Consider the following 15,023-nt stretch of genomic DNA (forward strand, 5'->3'; position numbering starts at 1 on the left):
CAAAACATCAAACCGCTATTTTTATAATTTGACCTTTTACTTAAATTTTCGTATAAAAAAAGCAATCAGACATCGCTCTGATTGCTTTTTATTGCAAGCTTTTATGCAATAAGAGGAGAAATAGCATTCTCCTCTATTCAGCCAGCGTCATGATCGCTTACTCTTTTTTGGCCCCGTATCACTAATTTTTAATTATGATAAATTAATTAAGATCTTTGATCTTTATTATGTTGATAATCTCTTCTTCCTGATCTTCTCGGCTTTCTGCCACTTCCTCCGTGACCACCTTTATTCCCGCTAAAGGAAGGTTTACCACGTCTTGAAGAAGATCTATGCCCATCTTTTTTCATTGGTAGAGGGCGTTCTTCTGTAATATGAACAGGTGTTTTATCCGGTTCTTTAGTCATTAATTTAAGTGATGCAGCAATAATTTGGGTCGCATCATTTTCCTCTAGTAATTCCTTTGCTACTGAAAGATAATCGTTTAGATTTCCTTCTTTTACTATATCAGAAAGTTTTTCCATTGAAACGCGAATTTGACCTTCTAATGCTTCATCCCAACTTGGCGGACGCATAGGCATCATTCTTTTTTTCGTTGTTTGCTCAACAATTTTTAAATAGCTCATTTCACGAGGATTTACAAATGTAATAGCCATTCCTTCTTTACCTGCACGGCCAGTTCTTCCAATACGGTGAACATAGCTTTCAGGATCTTGTGGAATATCATAATTATATACATGTGTAACACCTGAAATATCTAATCCACGAGCAGCAACATCTGTCGCAACAAGAACATCCACTTTTCCATCTTTAAATTTTCTTAATACGGATAAGCGCTTTGCTTGACTTAAGTCGCCATGAATTCCTTCTGCCATATATCCTCTTAAGTTTAGGGCATTTGCCAGTTCATCAACACGACGCTTTGTACGACCAAATACAATTGCAAGTTCTGGTGATTGAACATCAATTAAACGTGAAAGCACATCGAATTTTTCTCTTTCCTGCACTTTTACATAATATTGTTCAATTAAAGGAACCGTCATTTCTTTTGCTTTCACACGGACTAATTCCGGATCATTCATAAATCTTTCAGCAATTCTTCGAATAGGATCAGGCATAGTTGCTGAGAAAAGTAATGTTTGTCTTTCCTCCGGCACACTAGATAAAATGCTTTCAATATCATCAATGAATCCCATATTTAACATTTCATCTGCTTCATCAAGTACTAAAGTAGTTACTTGGTCAAGTTTTAATGTGCGGCGCTTGATGTGATCAAGAATCCGCCCTGGAGTACCGACAATAATTTGTGGGCCTTTTTTCAACGCTTTAATTTGACGTTGAATATCTTGCCCGCCATAAACAGCTAATACACGCGCTCTTGCATCGTAACCAATTTTATATAATTCTTCTGATACTTGGATAGCTAATTCACGGGTAGGGGCAATAATAATACTTTGAACATTTTGGTTTTTTGTATCAATTTTTTCAATAAGCGGAATCCCAAAAGCAGCTGTTTTACCAGTACCAGTCTGCGCTTGCCCAATAATATCCTTTCCTTGGGTACTTAATGGGATTGTTTTTGCTTGAATTGGTGATGCTTCTTCAAAGCCCATTCTTTTTAATGATTTTAAAATTGAGGGGCTTAAATTTAACTCTGAAAAATTCGTCAATGCTTCTCATTCTCCTTTATAACTTAACAGGGCCAAGTAAACCTACATAAGATTAAGGTTCGTTTCCCCGATACCATACAAAAAAAGACACTCTTTATTAAACATTGTTATAATCTATGCTACAAGTAAAATGTATACATTACTCTCTAAATAGTAGGATTGTCACATATAGTAGATCATTTTCTAAAGAAAGTAGAATACAGCTCATGTTATTTTCTTACATATATCAAGTTTAAGAAAAGAGCCTTTGTAAAAATAAAGAGTTCCGGCAAAAAGTGTAAACGATGTACGGTTATGGTACCATTAATAAGCTTGGATTTCAACGCGCAAGATATTCCAAATTATCATCATTATAAGGAAACTATCATAAAGTATTCCCTTTTTAGATGGGAAAAATAATTTTCTTTTTTTTACATAAAGAAATTATTTTACTCTTCCAATTCTTGCACAACTTCTTCTAATTTCATTCCTCTTGAACCTTTAACCAAAATCCACTCATTCCCATTAATAACAGATTTCAAATGCTGGACAAGCTCTTGTTTGTCCATAAAGGCAAAAACTCGTGTTTCAGGAAAAGTTAATTTTGCACTCTCAGCTATATAATTACCCAATTTTCCGTAGGTAAACACATATTTTATTTTACTTTCTTTCAGTTCTCTTCCTACTTCACGATGAAACTCCACCTCATTATCCCCAAGTTCTAACATGTCGCCCAACACAACGATTTTATCATCTGCATCAGCTAAAGTTTCCAACATATGAATAGCTGCTTTCATTGAAGTAGGACTGGCATTATATGCATCATTAATAATCTTTGTACCTTTTATACCTGTATGCTTTTCCATGCGCATCGAAGATAATTTAAGTGCTTTTAGGCCTAATTCAATCTCATCCATTGATAGTCCTAATTCAAGTGCTGATAAAATTGCTGATAATGAATTTAATACATTATATTCGCCGAGAACTGGAAGATAAAGTTCTTTTTCTGGAGCTTTGTTGATACTATAAACACTTCCATTATTTTGCTGCTCAATAGAAATAGGATATAGATCATTCACTTTGGATTTGCCAAATGTTTGGATTCGAAAATTCTTATATTGATCTACACGTTCTCGAAGAAGCGGTTCATCCCCGATAAAAATAAATAGTCCATCTTTTTTCAAACCATTTGTAATCTCGAGTTTTGCCTCAGCAATGCCTTCTCTAGAACCAAGATCTTGAAGATGGGCTTCACCAATATTTGTAATAATAGCAATATCTGGTTTCGCGAGCTTTGTTAAAAAGTCAATTTCACCTTTAGCACTCATTCCCATCTCTAATACAGCTACATCAGTATCTTCTCTTAAAGAGAGAATTGTTATTGGTAACCCTAAGTGATTATTAAAATTTCCCTCAGTTTTTTGAACATTAAACTTTTCACTTAATACAGCTGTTACCATATCCTTTGTAGTCGTTTTCCCATTACTACCAGTAACTCCAATAACCTTAATATTAAGTTGATCTCTATAACTTCTTGCAAGATCCTGTAAAGAATGCTCCGTATTTTCAACAACTAGAATAGGTAAATGGTAGGGAGGATTTGGCACATCCTTTTGCCATAATGCAGCACTAGCACCGTTTTTAATTGCGTCTTCCACATATTGGTGACCGTCAACATTATTCCCTTTAAATGGAATAAAAAGGTTTCCTCTCTTCAATTTACGCGTATCAATACATACTCCAGTTACTTCGATCTCAGAATAATTTGATACATCATTTTCTACATGGATCATTGTTGCTAATTGTCCAATCGTTCTTTGAATCATGCTTTTTCCTCCAAATAAAAAGACCATTTTTAAGTTACCCTTCTTAAAGAGATTTTACTTTTTGGAAAAAAACTTTAAGAAGGGCAAACTAACTTAAATAACTCTATATTTTAAGGGTATTCTACTTTTTTTTAAAAGCTATGCTTGATCTTTTGTTTATCCTCATGGCGTTCTATAGCAAGCTGTATTAATCGTTCAATTAGCTCTGGATAGTCTACTCCTGTATGTTTCCACAATAAAGGAAACATACTAAAAGGTGTAAATCCTGGCATCGTATTTACTTCATTTATTAGAACTCTATTCTCTCTCGTAACAAAGAAATCTGCACGGACTAAACCTGAACAATCTAGTGCTTTAAAAGCTGTTATCGCCATACTCTTTAATTCTTCATACACATGAGCAGAAACCTCTGCAGGTATAATCAAGGCTGTTTCTTCATCGCCGTACTTCGCCTTATAATCATAAAAATCCTTTTTAGCAACAATTTCTCCCGGCACCGAGCATTCAGGGTTATCATTTCCAAGAACACCTAATTCAATTTCCCTTGCAATAATGCCTTCCTCCACGATCACTTTTCTATCAAATTGAAATGCTTCAATGAATGCATTTTCTAGCTCCTTACGATTCGTACATTTACTAATTCCAACACTTGAACCTAGGTTAGCCGGTTTAACAAAACACGGGTACCCTAATTCTGCTTCAACTTTTTTGTAAGCTTCCTCATTATTATGATCCCAAGAGCTACGAATAAACGAAACATATTTCACTTGATCAAGTCCTGCTTGAGCGAATAAGTTCTTCATAATGACTTTATCCATACCAGCAGCGGATGCAAGTACTCCATTCCCTACATATGGGAGGTTCAATAATTCTAGCATTCCTTGTACTGTGCCATCCTCTCCATTTGGTCCATGTAGTAAAGGAAAGATAACGTCATATCCAGTATTTTCACCTAATGATGTAGATAGGGCGTTTGGAACCATTTCTTGACCATCAGAAAATGCTAAAGCTTTTACGTTTTCTACAGGTCCAACAATTTGTGGTCCTTTAATCCAGTTCCCTTCTGCATTAATAAAAATTGGATCAATCTCAAATTTCTCGAGATCCAGAGCTTGAATGACTGCCTTAGCTGTTTGTAATGACACTTCATGTTCCGCTGACTTACCACCATAAAGTAAACAAAGTTTGGTTTTCATGTTAATCCCCCATCATCATTAGATACTATATTATAAAGGCTAATTTTATAAAAATTCATGATAAATGCCTATTTCATCTTATGAAAAAAGTCTTTATCTGTGCCTAAAACCTTATTAGACGGTAATAATATTAGCTTAAAGAAAAAAATAAGTAAACCCATTGACCATATTATAGTCAATGGGCAAAAAAGCAGAAGACGCCTTGTTCATCGACATACGACGAGTAAAATTTGAAGTGCTAATTTCACCTTCGTATCCTCGATAAAAGATAAAAGAAATACATCGAAGAGTCGATGTTGACTTATCGTAGCGTAGATACTTTAGTCGATAGACGCTAGAGCTAAACTAAGTCTAAACTCGTAAATGATTTTAGATGATGTTAATACTTATACATTTTGATACTTTAAAGAGAATGGCAGCTCTTATTTAACATAAGCTTTCCATTCTTTCTCCTTGCGATCAAAAACAATTTTTCCATCTAATGGGCGATCGTGTATTTCCTTATACTCTTCATACATTTCTTCCATATCATAAAAATCACCGATAACCCAGATTGGAATCTCTACAGAGGTTCTAGTATGTACAGCTTTTTCAATCGAAATAATCATTCCTTCTTTCATCTCTTCAATGAAAGGATAAAGAATTTCTACTGGAATCTCAGGAATTTCCTTCCTTTTCCTTCGGCCAAAAAACGTCTTTTCTCCCTTATCATTTAACTTCATGGAAATTGAACTTCCTAAAGTTATATAAAAATCATCCATCGTGCGATAATATGTTTTATTAAGCCAGCCGTCCTCATGAGACAAATAAGCAAAACGATTGTTCAACTTACGGTAAAATGGAATGCGCAAATGATTTTTAATATGTCCTAAATAAAGTAATTCAGCTATTTCCTGTCCATCTAACCTATTCAAGGCTTCCTCATCATCAAAATCAATCCAACAGAAATCACCATATGCAGCTACATTATCTTCTATAAGCCGCTTAATGGAATCAGCATCTACATATTCAAGTAATGTATGAAGATTAAAGTTTCCGTCCTCATAACGATGACGAAGCAAAAGAAGGTTGGATAAGTCCGGAAAAGCTTGGCAAAATTCATGAAATTCGATTCCATATGTTAAAACATAATGGTCGATATGATTCATATGTGCATAGATGACTCCCAGATTCGCAATATGATTTTTCAATTGGGTTCCCTCCGAAAAATGTATCTCCTCATCACCTAGGGATACGTAAAAAAACAGCTTCAATGTTGAAACTGTTCTTCCATCCATTTTTATATTCTTATTTTACCAAATTCATAAAATAAATCCTCATATTTTTGAAATTTTCTTTGGATCAGTTCTTTATGATTTATAGTATTCTTTAATATTTCGGGAATATTACATAGAAAAGCAAAGGTTTTAATCAAACCATAACAGGATAAAAGTCTAATATACGCCAAACTAGGAGGTGAAATGAGGCTACCGCATGTTACGGAATCCTCATATTATGCCTATACTAAATCTTATTATCATTATTATTCTCATCGCAATTACAGCTTTCTTTGTTGCCTCCGAATTCGCTATCGTTCGTGTGCGTACGTCGAGAATTGATCAATTAGTTGCAGAGGGCAACATTTCCGCCCTTACAGTTAAAAAGGTGATTTCAAATTTAGACAGTTATCTATCAGCTATTCAATTAGGGATTACAGTTACTTCCTTAATCTTAGGATGGCTTGGTGAACCTACTGTGCAGGTGTTACTAAAGCCGATATTTGAAACAATCAATATCCCAGCTTCTCTAGCCAGCGTTCTTTCATTTATTCTTTCCTTTGCACTTATTACATTTTTTCATGTAGTTTTAGGAGAATTAGCTCCAAAATCGTATGCTATTCAAAAAACTGAAGCAATAACCTTAATCGTTGCGAAACCATTGGTTTGGTTCAACCGTATTATGTTCCCGTTTATTTGGGCATTAAATCAATCTTCTCGCTTAGTTACGAAATTAGTTGGTTTAGAACCAGCTTCAGGAAATGAATTAGCTCCATCTGAAGAAGAATTAAGAATCATACTCTCTGAAAGTCTCAAAAGTGGAGAAATAAACCAATCGGAATATAAGTATGTCAATAATATTTTTGAGTTTGATAATCGAATTGCCAAAGAAATTATGGTACCTCGTACTGAAATGGTCACATTGGAAAAGGATTCTACAATAGATGAAATATTAGAGATCGTCAAAATTGAAAAATTCACAAGGTATCCTGTGACAAATGGGGACAAAGATAACATTATTGGGATTGTTAATATTAAGGAAATCTTAACAGATTGTATTTTCAACGAATGCCTTGAAAATAATCCGATTGAAAAATACATAAAACCAGTACCAAGGGTCATCGAAACTGTTCCAATCAAGGGGCTTTTAGCAAAAATACAAAAAGACCGTACACATATGGTTATTCTTCTAGATGAATACGGAGGAACAGCTGGCCTAGTAACTGTGGAGGATATTCTTGAAGAAATTGTTGGTGAAATTCGTGATGAGTTTGATTCAGACGAAATTCCAGTTATCCGAAAAATTAATGAAAACCATTTTATTTTTGATGCAAAAGTATTAGTGGAGGATGTTAATGACCTTCTAGGGACACATATATATGATGAAGAAATTGATACTATCGGTGGATGGCTATTGACTAAAAAATATGATTTACGCAAAGGAGACATCATTGAGCTAGAGAACTTTCAATTTATCGTATCAGATATGGAGGAATCTCATGTTCAATATGTAGAAGTTAAAAAAAATCAGTAAAGTTATTTACTTAAAAAAGCTTATCCTTTTAGAAAAAGGAAACCTTTTCTCTATTTAATCGTCTTAATAATAAATGGATGTGTTAGGAGAAATTAGGTGAAATTAATTTGAAGAATCAACAAAATAAATTAATAGATAAAATTGATTGGACATTAGTATTGCTTTTATTCCTATTTTTTATCGTCAGTTCTGTGTCAATTTACAGTGCACAAACAGATAATCAATATGGAGCAAACTTTGTTAAATCACAGGCTATGTGGTATATCATTGGAGCTGGGGTCATTGGTTTTTCATTATTATTCGATCCAAGTCAATATAGAAAATTATCTTGGATTTTGTATGGTTTCGGGATTATGTTACTTTTAGGACTTATTGTTCTTCCCCATTGTCAGCAAGGCTGTATAGTTGCGGAACGAAACGGTGCAGCTAGCTGGTATCAAATTCCTAAATTAGGCTTAATCCAGCCTTCAGAATTCATGAAAATCTTTTTAATTTTAACACTAAGTAATATCATCGCATCTCACCATGAAAAAAATACGATAAAAACAGCTAAAACTGATTTCTACCTACTACTAAAGATCGGCATAGCCTCCCTTCTTCCAATTGGATTAGTTTTACATAATGACCTCGGTACAAGCCTAGTAATGATGGCAATCGCCTCAGGTCTAATCTTAATCTCAGGAATAACATGGAAGATTATTGTCCCACTATACGCCTCTGTTATATCTATTGGAGGAACGATATTATACTTAGTTGTCTTTGCGCCGGATTTGTTAAAAAAATATTTAGGTGTCAAAGCCTATCAATTTAGTCGCATTTATATTTGGCTCGACCCCTCAATTGATCCTGAAGGAGACGGATATCATTTGATTCGAGCGATGACAGCAATTGGTTCAGGAGAAATTACCGGAAAGGGCTTTTTAGGAAAAGAGGTCTATTTACCAGAAAGGCATACAGATTTTGTATTTAGTATCGTAGCAGAGGAATTTGGATTTGTAGGTGCAAGTGTTGTTATCTGTTTATTTTTCGTCCTAATTTATCATTTAACAAAAACGGCATTACAAACAAAAGATCCATTTAATTCATATGTTTGTGCAGGGATCATTTGTATGATTGCCTTTCACGTATTTGAAAATATTGGAATGAGTATTCAGGTACTCCCTATCACAGGAATTCCTCTTCCTTTTATTAGCTATGGAGGCAGCTCATTAATGGGGAATATGCTTGCAATTGGCTTAATTTTTAGTATTCGTTTTTATCATAGAGAATATATGTTTTCATCGGATAACTAAATGTTACCTTTTTTGATAGAAGGGGTTATTTTAAAACATTGTTGCTATTTAAGCGGACAGTTTGTATCAATAAGCGGTACTTAAAGAGGGCGATTGATTACTTTGAAGACGGAAATTCCGGCGACACGGGAACCTTTATGAGCGATTGATGACCTAGGTATAAAAGCCGGCAGGTTGATTTTTACAAAAGCAACAACTATGCGTAAACAATAGGAAAGAAGCAAGAATACTGTACAAATTCCCCCCATAAAATAAAGTATGATAAGACTTCAAAAAAAGTATCACGTTTGACTGTACGGTTTGTTTTTTTTATAATAGTATTAATTACTTATATGAAGGGGTGATCGGATGGGGCTGTATATCGTATTGGCGAATTAGCATCTTTAGCAAATGTTTCAAAAAGAACAATCGATTATTATACTAGTATTGGTCTTTTGCGGGCGAATCGCTCAAAGTCTAATTATCGAATTTATGAAACAGAAGCACTAGATGACTTAAAGTTTATAGAAGATTGTAAGAAGCTGTCCCTACCCCTTGATACGATTCGAAAAAAACTTGAAATAAAAAAGGGAAGGACACTTGATGAGAAGTTGCTTACACAACGCCTTGATTTTGTCTATCATCAAATGAAACAATTAAATAGTGACTTATCCGATTTAATTTCAGTGCTTGAAAAATTGAGCCAAGAGGAAAAGGAAACTTTTTACAAAAGACTTCTATCAGAAAGTACATGTTTACAACAATCTATAAATCTATTAACAAAATAGGAGGTGACTCCTATCTCGTTTTACTTACGGGATAGGTAAACTTATTTGGACGACATATTTAGGCTTGTGCTTGTTTTTATAATCATAGCACTTTCCGCATTCTTTGTTGCATCGGAATTTGCAATTGTAAAGGTAAGAAGTACACGAATTGATCAGCTTGTTGAAGAAGGAAATAAGAGGGCTCTTGCCGCTAAGAAAATACTTTCTAACTTAGATGAATACTTATCTACCGTTCAGCTAGGAATTACAATCCTTTCCTTAGTTTTAGGATGGATTGGGGAGAAAACAGTTTCTCATCTGTTAATGCCAGTATTTTCTTTTATTCATATTACCGGCCCATCTGTACATGTAATTTCAACCATTCTCGCATTTCTACTAATTACGTTTGTTCATGTAGTCGTAGGTGAATTAGCGCCTAAAACAGTGGCGATTCAGAAGGCTGAAACCATTAGTTTATTAACGTCTCGACCACTTATCTTAATTCACCGTATTCTTTACCCATTCGTATGGCTTTTAAATACTTCTTCTCGACTTGTAACAAGATTATTTGGTCTTAAAATAGTTAACGAGAATGAGTTAGCCCATACTGAAGAAGAATTAAGAATAATTGTTTCTGAGAGCTACAAGAGCGGTGAAATTAACCAATCTGAGTTTAAATATGTAAATAAAATATTTGAATTCGATAATCGAATTGCGAAGGAAATTATGGTCCCACGTACAGAAATTACATCTCTTTCAAAAGAAGATTCTTTTGATGAGCTGCTACAAACGATTCGTGAGGAACGCTTTACACGCTACCCTGTCATTGATGGGGATAAGGATCATATAATTGGAATGGTGAATGCGAAGGAATTACTAACGGATTTACTTAGTGATTCGGATCGAAATAAGTCGACGCTTAATTCATATATTCGCCCAATTATACGTGTAATTGATACAATTCCTATTCAAGAGTTACTATTAATGATGCAAAAAGAACGCATTCATATGGCCGTATTAATCGATGAATATGGTGGGACATCAGGACTTGTTACGGTAGAAGATATCATCGAAGAAATTGTTGGTGAAATCCGCGATGAATTCGATATGGATGAGGTACCACTTGTTCGTAAAATAAAAGAAAATCACTATATTATTGATTCAAAAGTATTAGTCTCAGAAGTTAATGATCTCCTTGGAACGAATATAAATGATGAAGATATTGATACAATTGGCGGATGGGTATTAACAGAGAATTACGAAGCCAAACAAGGGGACATCATCGAATATGAGAACTTTGATTTTATCATCAAAGAGATGGAAGATTTACATGTTAAATATGTTGAGGTGAAAAAAAAGCTCACACAAGACATGAAGCTTCCAAAACAGCTTCCGATTACAAATTCTGAAGCAGCATCAATATAAAAGTTAGGGTGACTAATCGTCACCCTCTTTTTTTACATTTCTTTCGGTGCCTTCATACCTAATAATTGAAGACCTTCTGTTAAAACTATTGTAACAGCATTTACGATCGATACTCTCGATTGTAAATGTTCATCCTCCGCTAATATTCGAATCTTCCCGTAGTATTTATTAAAGGCTTGACTTACATGAATTAAATATTTGGCTAAAATAGATGGAGCGTGCTGTTTATAGGATCTTTCAATGACCCTTGGAAATTCATTTAACAATTTTAGAACATCCCACCAGCTTTCATCATCATCTAAACCTTCGAAACAAACATCTGTACCTTTATATTTTCTTAAAATAGAATGAGCTCTTGCGTTTGTATACTGTACATATGGACCTGTTTCCCCTTCGAATGTAAGCATATCTCTAAGGGAGAACTCTATATTATTCATCCGATCGTTCTTAAGGTCATGGAAAATAACCGCGCCAACTCCCACTGCATTTGCTACCTCATCTGGATCATGAATTCCGGGATTTTTCTCTACTATATTCTTTTTAGCCAGCTTAATTGCTTCATTCAATACATCCTCTAGTAGAATCACTCTCCCCTTTCTAGTTGACATTTTCTTTCCATGTTGCAGGATTAATCCAAAGGGGATATGCTCCATTTGCTCTGCCCAAACATAACCTAGCTTTTTCAACACACCTTTTACTTGTTGAAAATGAATAGTCTGTTCCTGTCCAACGATATACAAGGCCTCATCAAATTTATATTCCCTTTGACGAAAAAGAGCAGCGGCTAAATCTCTTGTCGCATAAAGTGTAGCTCCATCTGATTTTTTGATAAGGCATGGCGGTATTTGCTGTTCATCAAGTCGTACTACTTCTGCACCTTCAGACAATTCAAGCAAGCTTTGTTCCTTTAACATTTGAACAATTTCATCCATCTTGTCATTATAGAAGGCTTCTCCTTGAAAAGAATCAAATTCTATACCTAGTAGATCATAAATCGATTTAAAGGCACGTAGTGATTCATTACGGAACGATTCCCAAAGCTTTAAATATTCACTATCTCCATTTTCTAACTTTTTGAAAGCCGCTCTACCCTCATCCTCTAGGTATGGATTCTTCTCAGCTTCTTGATGGAATCGCACATATAGATGAAACAATTCACCAATAGGATTAGCAGCAACTGCCTCCTCGTTTCCCCACCTATGATATGCCACAATCAATTTTCCAAATTGAGTTCCCCAGTCTCCGATATGATTAATTTTCACCGTTCGGTATCCACACTTTTTTGCTAGATTCGCTATAGCATTGCCAATAACAGTTGAACGCAAATGGCCCATCGAAAATGGCTTAGCAATATTTGGCGATGACAAATCAAGTACAACCGTCTTTTCCTTACCAATTTCACTACTACCATAATTCTGGTCTTGATGAAGAATCGGGTTTATTATAGCTTTCCCTAACTCTTTTTTAGAGAAAAATATATTTACATAAGGCCCTACAGCATCGATTTTTGAAAACACTAAATCATTTATTTGAGAAGCAAGTTGTTTGGCGATTTCGATCGGTGAGATCTTTTGTATTTTAGCCAGTTGAAAACAGGGAAATGCCAGATCTCCATGCTCATCATTTTTTGGTGTTTCGATCAGGCTATAGATTTCTTTAGTAGTTAAACTGCCTTTTAAAACTTCACTTAACTTAGTTGAGAATAATGCTTTTAAATCCATAAAGATTCCTCCTTTTTCTTACGACTTTTAATTGTTGCTTTTGTAAAAGAAGATCTACTGCAGCTTTTACACCTAATATAGGCTTCATTTGAAATTTACAGCTCATTTCTCAGTGATTTGAAGGAGGCAACCTATATGAATCGGTGTTTCCCACGCTCTCGGGTTTCATTCACTCCCTTTGGTTACTGTGCATTCCGGCGACGGTCCTTCTTGGGATTCATTCACCCTCTTTGGTTACCTTGCAATCGGCTAGAGCTCCTTTCGGGTTTCATTCCCTCTCTTTGATTACCGCCCGTTCAGCACGGACTTTTTCTCGGGATAGAAAATATTAACGATAAAAAAGCTCGCCTCTTATAAAATAAGAGACGAGCTAAACCCGCGGTACCACTCTACTTGTTCAAATTACCGACCACTTTACCTTATAACGGGAGCTCCCGACTAACTCTACTTTAATACGTATTCGAATTAGCATCTCAGAAGTGCGCTTCATTTATCGATTCATACTAGGCTCCCACCATCCCCAGTTCGCTAATTGAATTGCGATAAACTACTCTCTTCATCACTGATTTTTTTGAAATTTTATTAAATATTACATGGTTAATACTTATAATGCAAGAAGTTTTTTAAATTTATTGAATTAATGCTGCCCCAATACTCCTTTTATCATAGCTGTTCTTTCACATCGTTTGAAAACTGCGATACCAATAATTAGATAGACTACTGCGTTAACAATTAAAGCTGTATAGTCTCCTAATGAAAAATCTCCTAATCCATAGTTATGGATCATTATTCCTCTCGACATATCTACTCCCTTAACTACTGGCAGAAAGACTAAAAATGGCATACTTGAAACTGGAGCAAAGGTTAGTCCCATTAAGATAAATTGAAAAATTTGCAGAAAGGAACCAATTTGCTTAAAAATGATAGCTAATCCAGCAATCATAAAGCTTACGCCGACCATACTTACCAATGTCAAGATCAATATCGGAATAATGGATAATACATCTACGTTCAGCCATGTATTTGTCGTTAACATCGATAAATACAGGAGAATAATAATCATGATCAACTGAATGATTGTTGTTGAAACAATCCGTGACAGTAAAATTTTCCATGCTCCCATCGGCGACATATAAAGCTGTTCAAGAGTTCCTAATTGTGCTTCATTCATAATACTCCAACCAATTCCCTGCATCACCATCATAGCTAAGAACCAAAATAAATAGTTAACAATTGTATTTTGTACATTCACTTCTACAGTGGTTGGATCACCTACAATTTGTATACCAAAAAACAAAAATAAGAATATCGCATAAAAAGTAATTAATTCACTAATTGTATTCGGTAAATATCTTTTTAAATAAATATACTCCCTTCGGAAATTAGCTTTAAACAGATACAGCCACTTCATCACTGAACTCCCCCTTAACAATTTTCATAAAGACCTGTTCAAAGTCGATGATAGAACGGTCAATTTTTTCTATCGCTATATTTCTGTTTTTAAATATTTCAATCACCTTGTAAAAATCATCACTGTGTTGAATGGTTACCGTAATAATTGATTGACCATTTTCATTTGTATCTGTATGTACAATAAATTGCTCTTTCACTTTATTAAGATCCTCTTCAGGTAATGTAGCTCCTAATGTAAATGAATATGCCTTCGTATCAAATAATGAGAGTAAATTGCTTACACTATCATCCGTAACAATTCTACCTTTGTTAATAATAATTACCCTTTCACAAATCTCCTGCACAACAGGCATATCATGTGAGCTAAGTAGAATTGTTTTATTATATTCCTTTGCGATTTCCTTTAATAATTTTCTAATTTCATAACTAATTTCAACATCTAATCCTAATGTTGGTTCATCAAGAAAAATAATTTCTGTATCTGATAAAATTGCAATCGCTATAGATAGTTTCTGTTGCATCCCTCTTGATAATGAATTAACCATCTCATTCGACTTTTCTGTTAAATTCAGTCGATCTAACAAGTCATCAATCCGTGCTGATATCTCCTTTTTCGACATTCCTCGATTTCCCGAGAAATATTCCATGTTTTCTCGTACCGTTAATCGCCAATATAAATTTCTATTTCCTTCTAATACAGCTGAAATATGTCGAAGTGCTTTCAAACGATTCTTTTCCATGTTTATTCCATTAATAATTACTGATCCTTCATTCGGTAATAACAGACCACACATCATTTTGATCGTCGTTGTTTTTCCTGCTCCATTTGGTCCTAATAGGCCAATAACTTCGCCCTTCTTAACCTTTAAAGATATACCTTTCACAGCCTCAATAATTTCATTCGACTTTCTCTTCTTATAACTCTTTTTAAGATTTTGAATATCGATAATATATTCCATTCCCGC

At 34.6% G+C, this 15,023-nt stretch carries 11 protein-coding genes and 1 other annotated feature; of the genes, 4 read left to right on the top strand and 7 right to left on the bottom strand.

The genetic code is table 11. The features are described 5' to 3' along the window. Positions 1–206 precede the first annotated feature (206 nt). The 4 genes from MHI39_RS24710 to MHI39_RS24725 all read right to left on the bottom strand — a co-directional run bounded on the left by MHI39_RS24710 (position 207) and on the right by MHI39_RS24725 (position 5,861). Complete coding sequence (locus MHI39_RS24710; protein WP_058005310.1) at positions 207–1,670, bottom strand: DEAD/DEAH box helicase; 1,464 nt, start codon at positions 1,668–1,670, stop codon at positions 207–209. Positions 1,671–2,098: 428 nt separating this feature from the next. Next, a complete protein-coding gene (gene murF / locus MHI39_RS24715) occupies positions 2,099–3,475 on the bottom strand; it encodes a UDP-N-acetylmuramoyl-tripeptide--D-alanyl-D-alanine ligase (protein ID WP_058005309.1) in 1,377 nt (458 codons plus the stop codon). Between the two features lie 131 nt (positions 3,476–3,606). Further along, the gene (locus MHI39_RS24720) at positions 3,607–4,671 is read right to left on the bottom strand and encodes a D-alanine--D-alanine ligase (RefSeq protein ID WP_058005308.1); all 1,065 of its coding nucleotides are present in this window, start codon (positions 4,669–4,671) and stop codon (positions 3,607–3,609) included. A 422-nt stretch (positions 4,672–5,093) separates the two neighbouring features. After that, entirely contained in the window at positions 5,094–5,861 is a 768-nt protein-coding gene (locus MHI39_RS24725) for a hypothetical protein (protein ID WP_071977558.1), read from the bottom strand. A 304-nt stretch (positions 5,862–6,165) separates the two neighbouring features. Here MHI39_RS24725 and MHI39_RS24730 point away from each other — a divergent pair, with 304 nt between their 5' ends. The 4 genes from MHI39_RS24730 to MHI39_RS24745 all read left to right on the top strand — a co-directional run bounded on the left by MHI39_RS24730 (position 6,166) and on the right by MHI39_RS24745 (position 10,924). Then, on the top strand, positions 6,166–7,461 hold the full coding sequence (locus MHI39_RS24730) for a hemolysin family protein (protein ID WP_058005329.1): 1,296 nt from the start codon (positions 6,166–6,168) through the stop codon (positions 7,459–7,461). Positions 7,462–7,568: 107 nt separating this feature from the next. Beyond that, positions 7,569–8,753, top strand: a complete 1,185-nt coding sequence (locus tag MHI39_RS24735; RefSeq protein ID WP_058005307.1) for an FtsW/RodA/SpoVE family cell cycle protein — start codon at positions 7,569–7,571, stop codon at positions 8,751–8,753. 407 nt (positions 8,754–9,160) lie between these two features. Beyond that, the gene (locus MHI39_RS24740; protein ID WP_342541487.1) at positions 9,161–9,520 is read left to right on the top strand and encodes a MerR family transcriptional regulator; all 360 of its coding nucleotides are present in this window, start codon (positions 9,161–9,163) and stop codon (positions 9,518–9,520) included. Between the two features lie 45 nt (positions 9,521–9,565). Continuing rightward, the gene (locus MHI39_RS24745) at positions 9,566–10,924 is read left to right on the top strand and encodes a hemolysin family protein (protein WP_071977553.1); all 1,359 of its coding nucleotides are present in this window, start codon (positions 9,566–9,568) and stop codon (positions 10,922–10,924) included. Between the two features lie 32 nt (positions 10,925–10,956). Here MHI39_RS24745 and argS read toward each other — a convergent pair whose 3' ends face one another. From argS to MHI39_RS24760, 3 genes are all read right to left on the bottom strand, one after another. Continuing rightward, positions 10,957–12,645: an arginine--tRNA ligase gene (argS, locus tag MHI39_RS24750; RefSeq protein WP_071977552.1), complete on the bottom strand. Its 1,689-nt coding sequence runs from the start codon at positions 12,643–12,645 to the stop codon at positions 10,957–10,959. A 358-nt stretch (positions 12,646–13,003) separates the two neighbouring features. Beyond that, positions 13,004–13,217, bottom strand: a binding site (T-box leader). Positions 13,218–13,282: 65 nt separating this feature from the next. Then, entirely contained in the window at positions 13,283–14,056 is a 774-nt protein-coding gene (locus MHI39_RS24755; RefSeq protein WP_071977551.1) for an ABC transporter permease, read from the bottom strand. Next, positions 14,034–15,017: an ABC transporter ATP-binding protein gene (locus tag MHI39_RS24760; protein WP_071977550.1), complete on the bottom strand. Its 984-nt coding sequence runs from the start codon at positions 15,015–15,017 to the stop codon at positions 14,034–14,036. Before MHI39_RS24760 ends, MHI39_RS24755 begins: the two co-directional genes overlap by 23 nt. Positions 15,018–15,023 lie beyond the last annotated feature (6 nt).

Source organism: Heyndrickxia sp. FSL K6-6286, assembly GCF_038630395.1.
GTDB lineage: Bacteria > Bacillota > Bacilli > Bacillales > Bacillaceae_C > Heyndrickxia > Heyndrickxia oleronia.

Coding starts and splice junctions, on each gene's coding strand:
- argS (WP_071977552.1), bottom strand. CDS start 12,645: ATGGATTTAAAAGCATTATTCTCAACTAAGTTAAGTGAAGTTTTAAAA.
- MHI39_RS24720 (WP_058005308.1), bottom strand. CDS start 4,671: ATGAAAACCAAACTTTGTTTACTTTATGGTGGTAAGTCAGCGGAACAT.
- MHI39_RS24755 (WP_071977551.1), bottom strand. CDS start 14,056: ATGAAGTGGCTGTATCTGTTTAAAGCTAATTTCCGAAGGGAGTATATT.
- MHI39_RS24730 (WP_058005329.1), top strand. CDS start 6,166: ATGCCTATACTAAATCTTATTATCATTATTATTCTCATCGCAATTACA.
- MHI39_RS24760 (WP_071977550.1), bottom strand. CDS start 15,017: ATGGAATATATTATCGATATTCAAAATCTTAAAAAGAGTTATAAGAAG.
- murF (WP_058005309.1), bottom strand. CDS start 3,475: ATGATTCAAAGAACGATTGGACAATTAGCAACAATGATCCATGTAGAA.